Here is a 14,659-nt window from a genome sequence, read left to right as displayed (position 1 = left end):
AATATTTTTATAGGATATTAGTTTAATTCAGTATTATGATATTTTTTTTCTATAAGCGCGTTTTCTTTCATTTTCAGTTAAATAACGTTTTCGTAATCGTATTGAATTTGGTGTAATTTCTACTAATTCATCATCATTAATAAAACTTAAAGCGTCTTCTAATGTTAAATTAATAGCAGTAGTTAATGATATTGCTTCGTCTGTCCCAGAAGCTCGCATATTTGTTAACTTTTTACCAGTTAAACAATTTACAGTTAAATCATTAGAACGATGATGCAATCCAATAATTTGACCTTCATAGACTTGTGCACCATGTCCTAAAAATAATTTTCCTCTTTCCTGTAGATTAAATAATGCAAATCCTACTGCCATACCCATACCATTAGAAATTAAAACGCCATTTTTTCTTTGTCCAATATCATATTTTTGAAATTGATCATAATGGCTAAAAGATGAATAAAAAAGCCCAGTACCAGAAGTAATACTCATAAATTCTGTACGAAAACCAATTAATGCTCGGCTTGTTAGAATATATTCAAGACGAACTCTATTTTTTGTATCCATTATCATATTTTTTAGATCACCTTTTCTTTCACCAATAAATTTCATTACATTTCCTTGATGTTTATCTTCGATGTCTAAAATAACATGTTCAAAAGGCTCTTCTTTAATTCCATTTAATTCTCGAATAATTATTCTTGGTCGAGATACTTCCAATTCAAAACCTTCACGTCTCATATTTTCAATTAATATAGCTAAATGTAATTCTCCGCGTCCAGAAACAGAAAAAATATTTGCATTTTGAGTTTCTTGAACTTGTAAAGCAACATTATGTATTGTTTCTTTTTTTAATCGTTCTAAAATTTGACGTGATGTAATATATTTTCCTTCTTTACCTGAAAATGGAGATGTATTAACTGAAAAAAACATATTAACTGTTGGTTCATCTATACTTAGTTCTGGAAGAGGCTTTACATTTTCTGGATGGCATATAGTATCAGAAATTTTGATTTTATCTAAACCAGTAATAGCAATAATATCTCCTGCTTGTCCTTTTTGTATTTCTTGTCGTTTTAACCCTACATAGTGTAATACTTTATTAATTTTTCCATTTTTTTGATTGTCTTTATTATTAATAATAGTTACTTGATCATTAGGTTGTATAAAACCTTGTTTAATTCTTCCAATTCCTATCACACCCAAGTAGTTGCTATAGTCAAGTTGTGAAATTTGCATTTGAAATTTTTCATGAATGTCTACTTTTGGCGCAGGTACATGCTTAATAATAGCATCATATAAAGGTTTCATATTATCTTGCATTTGAAGATAATTTATTCCTGATGTTCCTAAAATAGCAGAAGTATATATAATAGGAAAATCCAATTGCATATCTGTGGCGTTAAGATTAACAAATAAATCGAATACTTGATCTACTACCCAATCAGGACGACAATTTTGTCTATCAATTTTATTAATTACAACAATTGGTTTTAAACCATATTTAAATGCTATTTTAGTTACAAATCTTGTCTGAGGCATTGGTCCATCTAATGCATCTACTATTAATAAAACTGAATCTACCATAGACATAACTCTTTCTACTTCTCCTCCAAAATCAGCATGTCCAGGAGTATCAACGATATTAATTTTATATCCATCCCATTGTATGGAAGTGTTTTTTGATAAAATAGTAATTCCACGTTCTTTTTCTAAGTCATTAGAATCCATAATGCGTTCTGTTTTTTCTTCATGTTCTTGAAATGTTCCAGATTGTTGAAGTAATTGATCTAGTAAAGTTGTTTTTCCATGATCAACATGTGCTATGATGGCAATATTTCTTATTTTTTGATGCATTTTATTTCCTTTTTTAGTATTAAAAATATTTTTTATTAATTAAGAGATATTATTTTTTAAGGATAATATAGTTTACAATTTACAATGATAATAATCTAAAAATTATTCAGATTTTATTATTAGTACAATATTTTAGAATGATTTGGAAATATGATAGAATGTATTATAATGATAAGTATTAATAATAAAGAATTGATAATATTTAAAATTAAATAATTTTTTATAGTAAGGGTTAAAATATGCACGTATTTGATTACAATAAAACTAATTTTTTAAAAAGTTTTTCTAATATTATTGATATTCCACATTATTATGGTATTGAAATTGCACTTATCGGGTATTCTAATGCTGGAAAATCTAGTATTATTAATTCTTTAACGAATCAAAAAAAATTAGCTCGTTTTAGTAAAATGCCTGGAAGAACTCAATTAATTAATTTTTTTGAAGTAAGTTCTAAATTTAGAATAGTCGATTTACCTGGATATGGATATTCTAATGCTCCTGAAGCAGTTAAATTGAAATGGCAAAAAACATTATATGATTATTTAGAAAAACGCGATTTATTACAAGGAATAGTACTTGTTATGGATATCAGACATCCTTTAAAAATACTAGACTATAAAATTCTTAATTTAATAATACAAAAAAAATATTTTCTTATAATTGTATTAAATAAGTGCGATAAATTAACAATAAGCAAACAAAAAATTCAATTTGATATAGTTCAAAAAAAAATACGTTCTATAATAGATACTTTTCAGATAGTTATTTTTTCTTCTACACACGGTATTGGAACGAATACATTAAGAAAGATTCTTAATATTTGGTATAATAAAATTTATTATTCAAATTAATTTTATTTTTAAAAAATATATTTATTTATTTTCTAGATAAAATTTTTTAAAAAAATAAAAAAAATTTTTTTTATAATAATGATTGATTATCATATCTTTAATAGTAATTTGAATATCAAGATGAATTTGTATTTTTGCTAATTTATAAGAAAGAAAAGCTATTTTTTTATTTTTTTTTAATTCTTGTATAATATTTTTTATGTTACGAATAGGCAAATTTTCAATTTTTTCAATATTTTTATAGATATTTTCAAGGTTATTAAAAGTATGTAATAAAGATAATGCTGTTTTTTTTCCTATTTTAGGAACACCAGGAATATTATCAGAAGAATCTCCCATTAATGCTAATAAATCAATAAATTCTTTTGGATTAATTCCATATTCTTTTTGAATATAATCTGGTTTGATAATAGGATAATTGATTTTTTGAAGAACATAAATATTATCTGTAACAAGTTGTAACATATCTTTATCATGACTAACAATAAGTACTTTTTCTCCAGCATTTTCTAATTTATGAGATAAACTGCCAATAATATCATCAGCTTCTATTCCTGGAATAGATAGTGTTTTAATACCAATTTTTTTTATTTTTTTTATTAGAGGTTGTATTTGAATTGATAGTAATTTTGGCATGTGTGGTCTATTTTTTTTATAGTCTGGAAATAAAGTTGTTCTAAATGTTTTTTTTGATTCATCAAAAATAATGATCATATTGGAAGTATGATTATACTTTTTTAAAAGTGTATATAGCATCTTGAGCATTCCATATATTGCACCAGTTGGATTACCTGTTGTATCAATATATTGTGGAAATGCATAATAGGCACGATAAAGATATAAACTACCATCTATAATAAGAATTGGTTTTTTTTTAATATACAACATTTGAAATGAATTAGATTTCATATTTAATAATATTAAGTGTAAACATTAAAAATATAAAAGTATAGTATTAAATAAAAAATTATATTAATAATCTGCTAAATATAAAAATTAATATTATGTAGAATATTTTATTTTTTTATTAATGATTGAATCATCTGTATATATTTTTTAGAATGATTTTCTTGAAAATATTTTTCTAAAAAATAATTATCAAGTATATATTGTCCATTTATAATAATTGTAGGAATATAGTCGATTTTCATTTTATTTACATTTTGTATGTTTTTTTGTAATATCATATTAATACTAAAACTATTCCATAACTGATCATATTTTTTTTTATTAATATTTGTTTCTTTAATAAATAATGATTTAATGTGATCTTCATTATGAATAGTATGTGTTTCTTGTATAGCTTTAAAAAAAGGAATGATAATTTTATCTTCAACACCTATTATTTGCGCTATAATCCAAATTTTTGTTAGTAGAATACTTAATGGGTCATTTTTAAAAGATAGGTGATATGAAATAAAATGATTTTTTTTTTCAAGGTTATTTTTCATAAAGTCTGTTATATGATATTTTTTTTCAAATAAATAACAATATGGACAAAAAAATGAAAAGAAATGCATAATTTTTGGTGCATTTGATATTTTTTGGTTTAATTGATGGTATTCTAACGGTTTATTTAATGCGAAAGCATATGAATTATATAAAAAAATTATACTCAATAAAATAATCAATATTTTTTTCATTTTTCTCCTTTTTTTATATCATTTTATTATTTTAAAATACAATTTCTGTATTCATAAGATAGATTTATAACATTTTATATATAAAAATATCATATTTTTGATATTATTTGCAATTTTTATATATAAAATTTAATTATTTTAATAAAGTTAAAATATTAATTAAATATTTATGGATAATATAAAAATATCATAATTATGATATAAATTATTAACATTCTTAAATTTATATAATTTGAATTTTTATTAGTCCAATATATGGTGGATAAAAATTTATATTTTCTGTAAATTATACTTTATTGAATAAAAATGAGAATTTAGTATAATGAAAAAAAATAATCTATCTGATGATAGTTTTCCATTACATATAAATCAATTGCAGGATTTAAAAAAAATTATAGGTACTTCGTCTCCTCTTCAGCTTGCTTGGATTTCAGGATATTTATGGAAAATAGCAAATGAAGAATCTATTGCATTACCCTCTCACTCTAAAACAATTAAAATAGACAAAAATATTACAATAATTTCAGCTTCACAAACTGGAAATGCTAGATTATTATCTAAAAAATTAAATGATTATTTAACCAATAGTGGGATTTTCAGTCATGTAGTAAATGCTAATGATTATAATTTTAAAAAAATTGGAAACGAAAAAATATTAATTTTAATTATTTCTACACAAGGTGAAGGAGAACCACCAGAAGAAGCATGGTCTTTTCATCGTTTTATTATGTCAAAAAAAGCTCCAAAATTGAATAATTTAAATTATAGTGTATTTGCATTGGGAGATACATCCTATGATTTATTTTGTCAAGCAGGTAAAGATTTTGATATGAGATTAAAATTATTAGGAGGTAAACCTTTATTAGATCGAATAGATGCTGATATTGAATATCAAGATGTTTTTGAAAAATGGTCTAAAAAATTATTGATGCATCTTGGTGAAATAGATACATGTTTTAGTACATCTTCAAAAGTATCTGATAATATCCAAAAAAATACTAAATCAAATCTTCTTTTTACAAAAGATAACCCTGCTATAGCTTCTATATTAACTAATCAAAAAATCACCGGTCGTTATTCAATAAAAGATATTCATCATATTGAAATTGATATTACTGGTTTAAATATTACGTATCAACCTGGAGATGCATTAGGAGTATGGTATAAAAATGATTTAAGCTTAGTTAAAGAAATATTAGATTTATTATCAATCAACTATTCGGATAAAGTTATTTTAAATAATAATTCTATAACTATTCTATATGCTTTAGAAAATTATTTTGAATTAACTAATAATACTGAATCTATTGTGAAAAAATATGCTTCTTTAATTGATAATAATTTTTTAAAAAATATTATATATAATAAAAAAACATTAAAAAAATATGTTATTGACACTCCTTTTATTAATATGATTCGTAATTATCCATCTACAATTTTACCAAAAGACTTAATTGGTTTATTGCGTCCTTTAACACCTCGATTATACTCTATTTCTTCATCTCAAGACGATTGTGAAAATGAAGTTCATATTACAGTAGGTGTTGTAAAAAATTTATTTAATGGTCAATTTCATTTAGGAGGTTCTTCAGGTTATTTATCACATTTTTTAAAAGAAGATGATAAAATAAAAATTTTTATTGAACAAAATAATAATTTTCGTTTACCTTTAGATGATAATATTTCTATTATTATGATTGGACCTGGTACAGGTATTGCTCCATTTCGTTCTTTTATTCAGCATAGAGATATTCATAGATCCAAGGGAAAAAATTGGATTTTTTTTGGAAATCCAAATTTTACTGAAGATTTTTTATATCAAATAGAATGGCAAAATTATATAAAAAAAGGAGTGTTAACTAAATTTACTGCAGCATGGTCACGAGATCAAAAAGAAAAAATATATATACAAGATATAATGCGAAATCATTCCAAAGATATATGGTCATGGATACAAAGTGGTGCATATATATATGTGTGTGGTAATGCATCTAAAATGGCTAAAGATGTAGAACAATGTTTAATAGAGATTATTTGTGAAAATACTGGTATGAATCATCAAAATTCTTGTGAATTTTTAAATAATTTACGTGGCAAGCGACGTTATCAAAGAGATGTATATTAATGAAAAAAAAAGATAGTGATATAAAAATATTAAAAAAAAAAATGACTGATGCTGAACGTATTAAAATAGAAAGTAATTATTTAAGAGGTACAATTGCTGAAGATTTAAAAAATAATATAACTAATGGATTTAGTGGAGATAATTTTTCATTAATTCGGTTTCATGGAATGTATCAGCAAGATGATCGCGATTTGCGTTTAGAACGTAATCAGCAAAAATTAGAACCACGTTATGCAATGATGTTGCGATGCAGATTACCTGGTGGTATCATTCAAGCAAAAAAATGGTTAAAAATTGATTTTTTTGCGAGTAATTATACATTATATAAAACCATTCGATTAACAAATCGTCAAACTTTTCAATTTCATGGTATTTTAAAAAAGCATTTAAAAAATGTTCATAAAATGTTACATGATATAAATTTAGATTCTTTAGGTACTGCTAATGATGTTAATAGAAATGTTTTATGTACATCTAACCCTATGGAATCTATTATACATTATGAATCTTATATATGGGCAAAAAAAATATCAGAACATTTATTACCAAAAACTAAAGCTTATGCAGAAATTTGGTTAGATAATAAAAAAATTGATATTAAAAATAGTGATGAAGAGCCTATTTTAGGTAAAAGTTATTTGCCTAGAAAATTTAAAACAACAGTAGTAATTCCTCCATATAATGATGTTGATTTATATGCGAATGATATGAATTTTATATCTATTGTAGAAAATAATCATGTGATTGGATTTAATATATTAGTAGGCGGAGGTTTATCTATTGAACATGGTAATAAAATGACATGGCCTTTTCCTGCGGTAGAACTCGGTTATATTTCAGTAAAAGATACTTTATCTGTTGCAGAAGCCATTGTTACAACACAACGTGATTGGGGTAATCGTTGTAATAGAAAGCAGGCTAAAACTCGATATACAATAAATAATTTTGGTTTATCTGTTTTTAAAAAAGAAATTGAAAAAAGGGCTAATATAAATTTTCAATCAATTCGTCCTTATCATTTTCTTAGTAGAGGAGATAGATTTGGTTGGATTAAAGGGATTGATAATTATTGGAGTTTAACTATTTTTATTAAAAATGGACGTATATGTGATAATGAAGATCAGTTATTAAAAACAGGATTGTTAAAAATTGCTAGCATACATGATGGAAATTTTAGATTAACATCAAATCAGAATATAATCATATCTGAAATAGAATATAAGAACAAGGATAAAATAGAAAAGATTGCTATAAAATATGGATTAATGAAAAATTTTAGTAATATACGCAAAAATTCTATGGCTTGTGTATCTTTTCCTACATGTCCTTTAGCCATGGCTGAGGCGGAACGGATGATATCTAATTTTATTGTAAAAATAGAAAACATAATGAAGCAGTATCAAGTAGATGATCAATCTATTATTATTCGAATATCCGGTTGTCCTAATGGTTGTGGTAGATCTTTATTGGCAGAAATTGGTTTAATTGGAAAATCTATTGGAAAATATAATTTATATTTAGGTGGTAATAAAATTGGTAATCGTATTGCGAAAATGTACAAAGAAAATATTAATGAAAACCAAATATTAATTTATTTAGAAAATTTTATAAAAATATGGTCGTGTCATCGTAAAAAAAATGAAGATTTTGGAGATTTTATTATTCGTTATGGAATTATACAAGAAGTAATTAATCCCATTAATGATTTTTGGGGAGAATAAAAAATGTCTTTATTTGATTTTGAAGATATTCACTTATTAAATGATTATGAAAAAAATTTAATATTGTTAAAATTTAATATTCTTTTAGAAAATTTTTCTGCAGAACAGAGAATTACCTGGTCATTAAAAAATCTTCCTAGTGTACACATTATGTCATCTAGTTTTGGTATTCAGTCTGCTGTTCTTTTACATCTTATTATTAAAAATAAACCAAACATTCCTGTTATTTTAATTGATACTGGTTATTTATTTCCACAAACATATCATTTTATTGATACATTAAGTAAAAAATTTAAAATAAATTTAAAAATTTTTCGTTCAGATATATCACCAGCATGGCAAGAAGCAAGATATGGAAAATTATGGGAACAAGGTATTAATGGAATCAACTTATTTAATAATATTAATAAAGTTGAACCTATGAAGCGTGCTTTTCAAGAACTATCAGTTAAAACATGGTTTTCAGGATTACGCCGTGTTCAATCTAAAAGTCGTAATTTTTTACAATACATTTCTATTCAAAATAATATTATTAAAATTTTACCTATTTTAGATTGGTCTAATTATCAAGTAGATGAATATATATTAGATAATAATTTAGATCATCATCCTTTATCTCAAGAAGGTTATATTTCTATAGGAGATATTCATACAACAAAAATATATAAAAAAGGAATGTTAGAAGAAGATACTCGTTTTTTTGGATTAAAACGTGAATGTGGTTTACATGAAACATAAATATTATTTTTTTAAAAAACAATATTTTAATTCATAAAAATAGAATTATTGAATTTTTATTTATGATTTTTATATTATTCTAAAATATTTTATTTATATAAGGTCAATGTGAATTATCTCCCTCTTTTTTTTAATTTAAAATCTAAAAATGTATTAGTCATAGGCGCTGGATTAGTAGCTTTTAATAAAATTACATTATTACTACGTGCTGGAGCAAATATTAAAATTATTGCTAAAAATATTTCTAAAGAAGTAAAATGTTTATTATATGAAGAAAAAGTAATGTTTATAGCTAAAGAGTTCAATAAAAAATATTTAAAAGAAATATTTTTAGTTATCTCTGCTACAGGTGATACTGATTTAAATAATAGAATATTTCAAATTTGTAATGATCTTTTTTTATTTGTTAATATAGTAGATGACCAGTCTAAATGTTCTTTTATTTTTCCTTCTATTATTGATCGTTCTCCAATTATTATGGCGATTTCTTCTGGTGGAACTGCGCCGGTTTTATTGCGTTTATTACGAGAGAAAATTGAATCTATTTTACCTATGAAATTAGGTAATATTGCAAGAATATCAGGTAAGTTAAGACAATTTATTAAAAAAAGGTTTACAAATACTTTTGAAAGACGTCGTTTTTGGGAAAAACTTTTTAAAAGCGTATTTATAGATCAAATAATTAATGGACAAATTAAAAAGGCAATAAATACTTTTAGAAAATATAGTACTAATTATATTAAATCTATAGGTCAAATTATTATAGTAGGAGCTGGACCTGGAGATAGTGGTCTTTTAACTTTAAGAGGATTACAAGTTTTACAAAAAGCTGATATTGTTTTATATGATTATTTAGTTACTTCTGATATTTTAGATTTAGTTCGTCGTGATGCACAACGTATTTGTGTAGGTAAGCGTGCAGGTATAAAAAGTATTTCTCAAGATGAAATTAATCATTTGTTGGTTTCATTAGCATCTAAAGGAAAAATAGTAGTTCGTCTAAAAGGGGGTGATCCTTTTATTTTTGGTCGTGGTGGTGAAGAATTAGAAATAGCAAAAAAATATGGTATTGATGTACAAATTGTACCTGGTATTACATCTGCTATTGGTGTTTCAGCTTACTCAGGAATTCCATTGACACATCGTAAATATACTTCAGGTGTTATATTTATTACTGGACATAAATGTTCTAATTTTAGTAAAAATAATTGGTTGCTTTTATCTGAGTCGATTTATACTTTAGCAATATATATGGGTAGTGTAAAAGCAGTAGAGATTGCTAATAAACTCATTTTTTATGGTCGTTTACAGTCTACTCCAGTGGCTCTAATTGGAAAAGGTACAACATTAGATCAAAAAGTTATCATTGGAAGATTAGATGAGATGAATAAAATTATTACATTAAATATTCAGCCATCTTTACTAATTATAGGTGATGTTGTTAATTTACATAAAAAATTAAAATGGTTTTGTAGTGAAAATACATTTGATATAGTTAATTATAAATCTTCTATAGTAAATTTGTTATAAGGATAAAATATGTTTAAAAAAAATTTTACACATCTTCGTGAATTAGAATCGGAAAGTATTTACATAATGAGAGAAGTAATGTCTGATTTTGATTATCCTGTTATGTTATATTCTATTGGAAAGGATTCTTCAGTAATGTTACATCTTGCTAAAAAAGCTTTTTATCCTGGAAATATTCCTTTTCCTTTATTGCACATTGATACTGGATGGAAGTTTAAAGAAATGTATGATTTTAGAGATTCTATTTCTAAAAACATGCAGATTGAATTAATTGTACACTCACATGTACAAGGAACGTTATTAAAATTAAATCCTTTTATACATGGAAGTTCTAAATATACAGATATTTTAAAAACAGAAGGATTAAAAGAAGCAATAAATAAATATCAGTTTGATGCAGCATTTGGAGGAGCAAGAAGAGATGAAGAAAAATCACGTGCTAAAGAGCGTATTTATTCTTTTCGAGATTCATTACATCAATGGGATCCTAAAAAACAAAGACCAGAATTATGGTCTAATTATAATGGAAAAATAAATAAAGGTGAAAATATTCGTGTTTTTCCTCTTTCTAATTGGACTGAATTAGATATTTGGCAATATATTTTTTTAGAAAATATTGAAATTGTTTCTCTTTATTTTGCTGCAGTCAGGCCAGTATTAAAAAGAAATGGTATGTTAATTATGGTTAATGATGATCGTATTAATATTCAGCCTGGTGAAATAATTGAAGAAAAAATGGTAAGATTTCGTACATTGGGTTGCTGGCCTTTAACTAGTGCAATTGAATCACAGGCTATAAATATTTTAGATATTATTAAAGAAACATCAATTGTAACTACTAGTGAACGTACTGGTCGATTAATTGATCATGATCAAAAAAATTCAATGGAATTTAAAAAAAGACAAGGTTATTTTTAATATTAGGTCAATAATATAAAATGAATATGAATAATAAAAAGAAAATAGAAAAAAAAGATAATTTTATATCTGGAGAAGATTTAGATAATAATCCTTTGTTAAAGTGCTTAACTTGTGGAAGTGTAGATGATGGTAAAAGTACATTAATTGGTCGTTTATTACATGATACAAAACAGATTTATGATGATCAATTGTTTTCTTTACAAAATGATAGTAAACGATATGGTACTCAAAATAATAATACTATAGATTTTTCACTTTTGGTTGATGGTTTACAAGATGAACGTGAACAAGGTATTACCATTGATGTAGCATATCGTTATTTTTCTACTTGCAAAAGAAAATTTATTATTGCAGATACTCCTGGTCATCAACAATATACACGTAATATGGTTACTGGTGCATCCACATGTGATTTGTCTATTTTATTAGTAGATGCTAAAAGAGGTTTATCAGAACAAACTTATCGGCATGCATTTATTTCTTCATTATTAGGAATTAAAAATTTTATTATTGCTATTAATAAAATGGATTTAATAGGATATAAAGAGAAAGTATATTTAGATATAAAAAATAGTTTTCTTTCATTTTCTAAAAAAATTGATAGTGATTTAAATATTTTTTTTATTCCAATATCTGCATTAATAGGTGATAATATAGTATCTATGAGTGATTTTATGCCTTGGTACAATGATACAACGTTATTACATATTTTAGAAACAATTAAAATTAAAAAAAATATTAATAAAAAAGAAATAAGATTTCCTGTTCAATATATTAATCGTCCTAATTCAGATTTTCGCGGTTATTCTGGAACGTTATTTTCTGGTCAAATTTTTGTTGGTCAAAAGATTAAAATATTACCTATTAATATTAATTCTTATATTTCACGAATTGTAACTTTTGATAAAGATTTACAAGTAGCTAATAGTGGACAGGCTATTACAATAGTTTTAGAGGATGAAATAGATATTAGTCGCGGAGATTTTTTTGTTAATATTGATTCTTCTTTAAAACCTACAAAAGAGGCTATTGTAGATATTGTCTGGATGGTTGATGAAATATTATTACCGGGTCAATCATATAATGTAAAATTATCTGGTAAAAAAACAGGTGTTTACATACAAGAAATTTTATATAAAATAGATATTAATCATTTAACTAAAATAAAAACCAATTCATTATCTTTAAATAATATTGGTCGGATAAAAGTTATTTTTAATGAACCCATGGTTTTTGACCGTTATAAAGATAATCGATTTACAGGAAATATGATATTTATTGATTTTTTTACTAATAATACAGTAGGTGCAGGTATGATATATTCTAGTATATTTAAAAATAATAATACAAAATTACATAATATGAAACAGTTTGAATTAGATTTATATAATTTAATATCTCGGTACTTTCCTCATTGGAATATTAATAAAAAATGAGAATTAAAAAATGTTTAAAAGTAATGAAAAAAATATTATTTGGCAAGAATATAATATTACACGTTTAAAACGTGAAAAAAATAATAATCATAAGTCTATTTCTATATGGTTTACTGGATTGTCAGGTTCAGGAAAATCAACTATTTCTAATGCGGTAGAAAATTTTTTATTTAATCTTAATATTAAAACATATTTATTAGACGGCGATAATATTCGATCCGGTTTATGTTCTGATTTAAAATTCAATATTTCTGATCGGAAAGAGAACATTAGAAGAATAGGTGAAGTAATCAAATTAATGTTAGATGCAGGAATTTTAGTATTAGTTTCTATCATTGCTCCTTGTAAAAATCATAGAGAAATGATTTATAGATCTTTAGGAAAAAAAAATTGTATAGAAGTTTTTATAGATACTCCAATTAATATTTGTGAAAAACGTGATCCTAAAGGGTTATATAAAAAAGCACGGTCTGGAAAAATTTCTAATTTTACTGGTTTACAATCTATTTATGAAATTCCAGATAAACCAGATTTATATTTAGATGGAACATTAGTTATAGAGAAAAATGTAAAAAAAGTAATTCAAATATTATATGATCGAAATATTATTTCATTAATATAGATAAATATTAAAAAATATTTTATTAACAATAAAAACAGTAATTTGATCTTTTAATTATATAGAGTAATATATGCAATTATTAAAAATCTTTTTATTATTTATTTTTTGTATACTACAATATTCTCTTTGGTTTGGAAAAAACGGAATTTTAAATTATATTAATTTATATCATGATATTGAAATTATAAAAAAAAATAATAATGTTTTAAAGTCTCATAATTATAATGTAGAATAAAAAATTGAAAAAAATAAAATAAAAAATTAAGTATTTTTATATATTTTTGATATACAATACTATTACTTTTTTTGTATACAAATTATTAAAAAAATATAAATATATTGATTAATATAAAAATATTTTTAAAATTTCATTTGATATAAAAAATAATTTTTTATCTTTATAACATGGTCTTATTTAATGAAATATAAATATTTATTGTATTATTTTTTTATTTTTATCATTTTTATGAATTTTAATGTAGTATTATCTTTTTCTATTAAAGATTACATGTTTTCTTCTTTTTACTTAAAAAGTAATCTTATTAATATAAATAATAAAAAAATAGTTTTTCATAAAAAAAATAACAATTTTTATATTGTGCAATCAAAAGATACAATATATTCTATTGCTAAACGATATGGTTTTAATTATCATGATATTTTAAAAAAAAATCATATTAATAAACCATATACAATAGTCATTGGACAAAAAATATGGTTTCCATCTTCTATCTTAAAAAATATCCTTACTTTTCATAATAAATCAGAAAAAATATTTATTCCATGGATATGGCCAATGCATGGAACTATTGTAAAATATTTTTCTAATTTAAAATATGGTGGTAATAATGGAATAGATATTTTGACTTTAAAAAATCAACCTGTTTTTGCTTCTAATTCTGGAGAAGTAGTATATATAGATAATTTTATTAATAATTATGGTAAAATAATTATCTTACAGCATAAAAATAATTATTTTAGTATATATTCTTCTTTTAATTCTTTTTTAATTAAAATAAAAGATAAAGTAAAAAAAAATCAAAAAATTGCCATGATTAAATCATCTAAAAAAAACCCAATTTTATTTCATTTTGAAATTCGTAATAAAGAAATACCTGTTAATCCATTACATTATTTATCTAAAAATAAATAAAAATCAATGTTTTTTATGAGAAACAGGTTTAAAATATACCTGATTCTCTTTGGATTAAATTA

The 14,659-nt window shown here is 23.6% G+C and carries 13 protein-coding genes; 10 read left to right on the top strand and 3 right to left on the bottom strand.

The features are described 5' to 3' along the window. Nucleotides 1–33: 33 nt before the first annotated feature. A complete protein-coding gene (typA, locus tag ACOI1G_RS00190) occupies nucleotides 34–1,854 on the bottom strand; it encodes a translational GTPase TypA (RefSeq protein ID WP_422667335.1) in 1,821 nt (606 codons plus the stop codon). A 239-nt stretch (nucleotides 1,855–2,093) separates the two neighbouring features. Here typA and yihA point away from each other — a divergent pair, with 239 nt between their 5' ends. Continuing rightward, complete coding sequence (yihA, locus tag ACOI1G_RS00185; protein ID WP_422667334.1) at nucleotides 2,094–2,708, top strand: ribosome biogenesis GTP-binding protein YihA/YsxC; 615 nt, start codon at nucleotides 2,094–2,096, stop codon at nucleotides 2,706–2,708. A 21-nt stretch (nucleotides 2,709–2,729) separates the two neighbouring features. Here the strand turns inward: yihA and ACOI1G_RS00180 are convergent, their stop codons facing one another. Then, the gene (locus ACOI1G_RS00180; RefSeq protein ID WP_422667606.1) at nucleotides 2,730–3,596 is read right to left on the bottom strand and encodes a 5'-3' exonuclease; all 867 of its coding nucleotides are present in this window, start codon (nucleotides 3,594–3,596) and stop codon (nucleotides 2,730–2,732) included. Between the two features lie 128 nt (nucleotides 3,597–3,724). Further along, nucleotides 3,725–4,351, bottom strand: a complete 627-nt coding sequence (locus tag ACOI1G_RS00175; protein ID WP_422667333.1) for a DsbA family protein — start codon at nucleotides 4,349–4,351, stop codon at nucleotides 3,725–3,727. Nucleotides 4,352–4,673: 322 nt separating this feature from the next. Here ACOI1G_RS00175 and ACOI1G_RS00170 point away from each other — a divergent pair, with 322 nt between their 5' ends. The 9 genes from ACOI1G_RS00170 to ACOI1G_RS00130 all read left to right on the top strand — a co-directional run bounded on the left by ACOI1G_RS00170 (nucleotide 4,674) and on the right by ACOI1G_RS00130 (nucleotide 14,597). Beyond that, nucleotides 4,674–6,476 carry an assimilatory sulfite reductase (NADPH) flavoprotein subunit gene (locus ACOI1G_RS00170; protein WP_422667332.1) on the top strand — a complete coding sequence of 601 codons (1,803 nt, stop codon included), beginning with the start codon at nucleotides 4,674–4,676 and terminating at the stop codon, nucleotides 6,474–6,476. Then, the gene (cysI, locus tag ACOI1G_RS00165) at nucleotides 6,476–8,197 is read left to right on the top strand and encodes an assimilatory sulfite reductase (NADPH) hemoprotein subunit (protein ID WP_422667331.1); all 1,722 of its coding nucleotides are present in this window, start codon (nucleotides 6,476–6,478) and stop codon (nucleotides 8,195–8,197) included. Before ACOI1G_RS00170 ends, cysI begins: the two co-directional genes overlap by 1 nt. A 3-nt stretch (nucleotides 8,198–8,200) precedes the next feature. Continuing rightward, nucleotides 8,201–8,935, top strand: a complete 735-nt coding sequence (locus ACOI1G_RS00160) for a phosphoadenylyl-sulfate reductase (RefSeq protein ID WP_422667330.1) — start codon at nucleotides 8,201–8,203, stop codon at nucleotides 8,933–8,935. A 108-nt stretch (nucleotides 8,936–9,043) separates the two neighbouring features. Further along, nucleotides 9,044–10,465 carry a siroheme synthase CysG gene (gene cysG, locus ACOI1G_RS00155; RefSeq protein WP_422667329.1) on the top strand — a complete coding sequence of 474 codons (1,422 nt, stop codon included), beginning with the start codon at nucleotides 9,044–9,046 and terminating at the stop codon, nucleotides 10,463–10,465. A 9-nt stretch (nucleotides 10,466–10,474) separates the two neighbouring features. Further along, nucleotides 10,475–11,383, top strand: coding sequence for a sulfate adenylyltransferase subunit CysD (gene cysD, locus ACOI1G_RS00150; RefSeq protein ID WP_422667328.1), 909 nt, complete (start codon nucleotides 10,475–10,477; stop codon nucleotides 11,381–11,383). 26 nt (nucleotides 11,384–11,409) lie between these two features. After that, a complete protein-coding gene (cysN, locus tag ACOI1G_RS00145) occupies nucleotides 11,410–12,822 on the top strand; it encodes a sulfate adenylyltransferase subunit CysN (RefSeq protein ID WP_422667605.1) in 1,413 nt (470 codons plus the stop codon). Nucleotides 12,823–12,832: 10 nt separating this feature from the next. Beyond that, a complete protein-coding gene (cysC, locus tag ACOI1G_RS00140) occupies nucleotides 12,833–13,444 on the top strand; it encodes an adenylyl-sulfate kinase (protein ID WP_422667327.1) in 612 nt (203 codons plus the stop codon). A gap of 70 nt (nucleotides 13,445–13,514) precedes the next feature. Further along, nucleotides 13,515–13,679: a cell division protein FtsB gene (locus ACOI1G_RS00135; RefSeq protein ID WP_422667326.1), complete on the top strand. Its 165-nt coding sequence runs from the start codon at nucleotides 13,515–13,517 to the stop codon at nucleotides 13,677–13,679. Between the two features lie 183 nt (nucleotides 13,680–13,862). Beyond that, nucleotides 13,863–14,597 carry a peptidoglycan DD-metalloendopeptidase family protein gene (locus ACOI1G_RS00130; protein WP_422667325.1) on the top strand — a complete coding sequence of 245 codons (735 nt, stop codon included), beginning with the start codon at nucleotides 13,863–13,865 and terminating at the stop codon, nucleotides 14,595–14,597. Nucleotides 14,598–14,659: the final 62 nt, after the last annotated feature.

The organism is Buchnera aphidicola (Pterocomma populeum) (genome assembly GCF_049314985.1).
Lineage (GTDB): Bacteria > Pseudomonadota > Gammaproteobacteria > Enterobacterales > Enterobacteriaceae > Buchnera > Buchnera aphidicola_BQ.
Note: the sequence above shows the minus strand (reverse complement) of the source record. Positions and strands in the feature narration are given on the sequence as shown.

Excerpts from the sequence above, each read along its gene's own strand:
- cysI (WP_422667331.1), top strand. The coding sequence starts at position 6,476 with ATGAAAAAAAAAGATAGTGATATAAAAATATTAAAAAAAAAAATGACT.
- ACOI1G_RS00170 (WP_422667332.1), top strand. The coding sequence starts at position 4,674 with ATGAAAAAAAATAATCTATCTGATGATAGTTTTCCATTACATATAAAT.
- yihA (WP_422667334.1), top strand. The coding sequence starts at position 2,094 with ATGCACGTATTTGATTACAATAAAACTAATTTTTTAAAAAGTTTTTCT.
- ACOI1G_RS00135 (WP_422667326.1), top strand. The coding sequence starts at position 13,515 with ATGCAATTATTAAAAATCTTTTTATTATTTATTTTTTGTATACTACAA.
- cysD (WP_422667328.1), top strand. The coding sequence starts at position 10,475 with ATGTTTAAAAAAAATTTTACACATCTTCGTGAATTAGAATCGGAAAGT.
- ACOI1G_RS00175 (WP_422667333.1), bottom strand. The coding sequence starts at position 4,351 with ATGAAAAAAATATTGATTATTTTATTGAGTATAATTTTTTTATATAAT.
- ACOI1G_RS00160 (WP_422667330.1), top strand. The coding sequence starts at position 8,201 with ATGTCTTTATTTGATTTTGAAGATATTCACTTATTAAATGATTATGAA.
- typA (WP_422667335.1), bottom strand. The coding sequence starts at position 1,854 with ATGCATCAAAAAATAAGAAATATTGCCATCATAGCACATGTTGATCAT.
- ACOI1G_RS00180 (WP_422667606.1), bottom strand. The coding sequence starts at position 3,596 with ATGTTGTATATTAAAAAAAAACCAATTCTTATTATAGATGGTAGTTTA.
- ACOI1G_RS00130 (WP_422667325.1), top strand. The coding sequence starts at position 13,863 with ATGAAATATAAATATTTATTGTATTATTTTTTTATTTTTATCATTTTT.
- cysN (WP_422667605.1), top strand. The coding sequence starts at position 11,410 with ATGAATAATAAAAAGAAAATAGAAAAAAAAGATAATTTTATATCTGGA.
- cysC (WP_422667327.1), top strand. The coding sequence starts at position 12,833 with ATGTTTAAAAGTAATGAAAAAAATATTATTTGGCAAGAATATAATATT.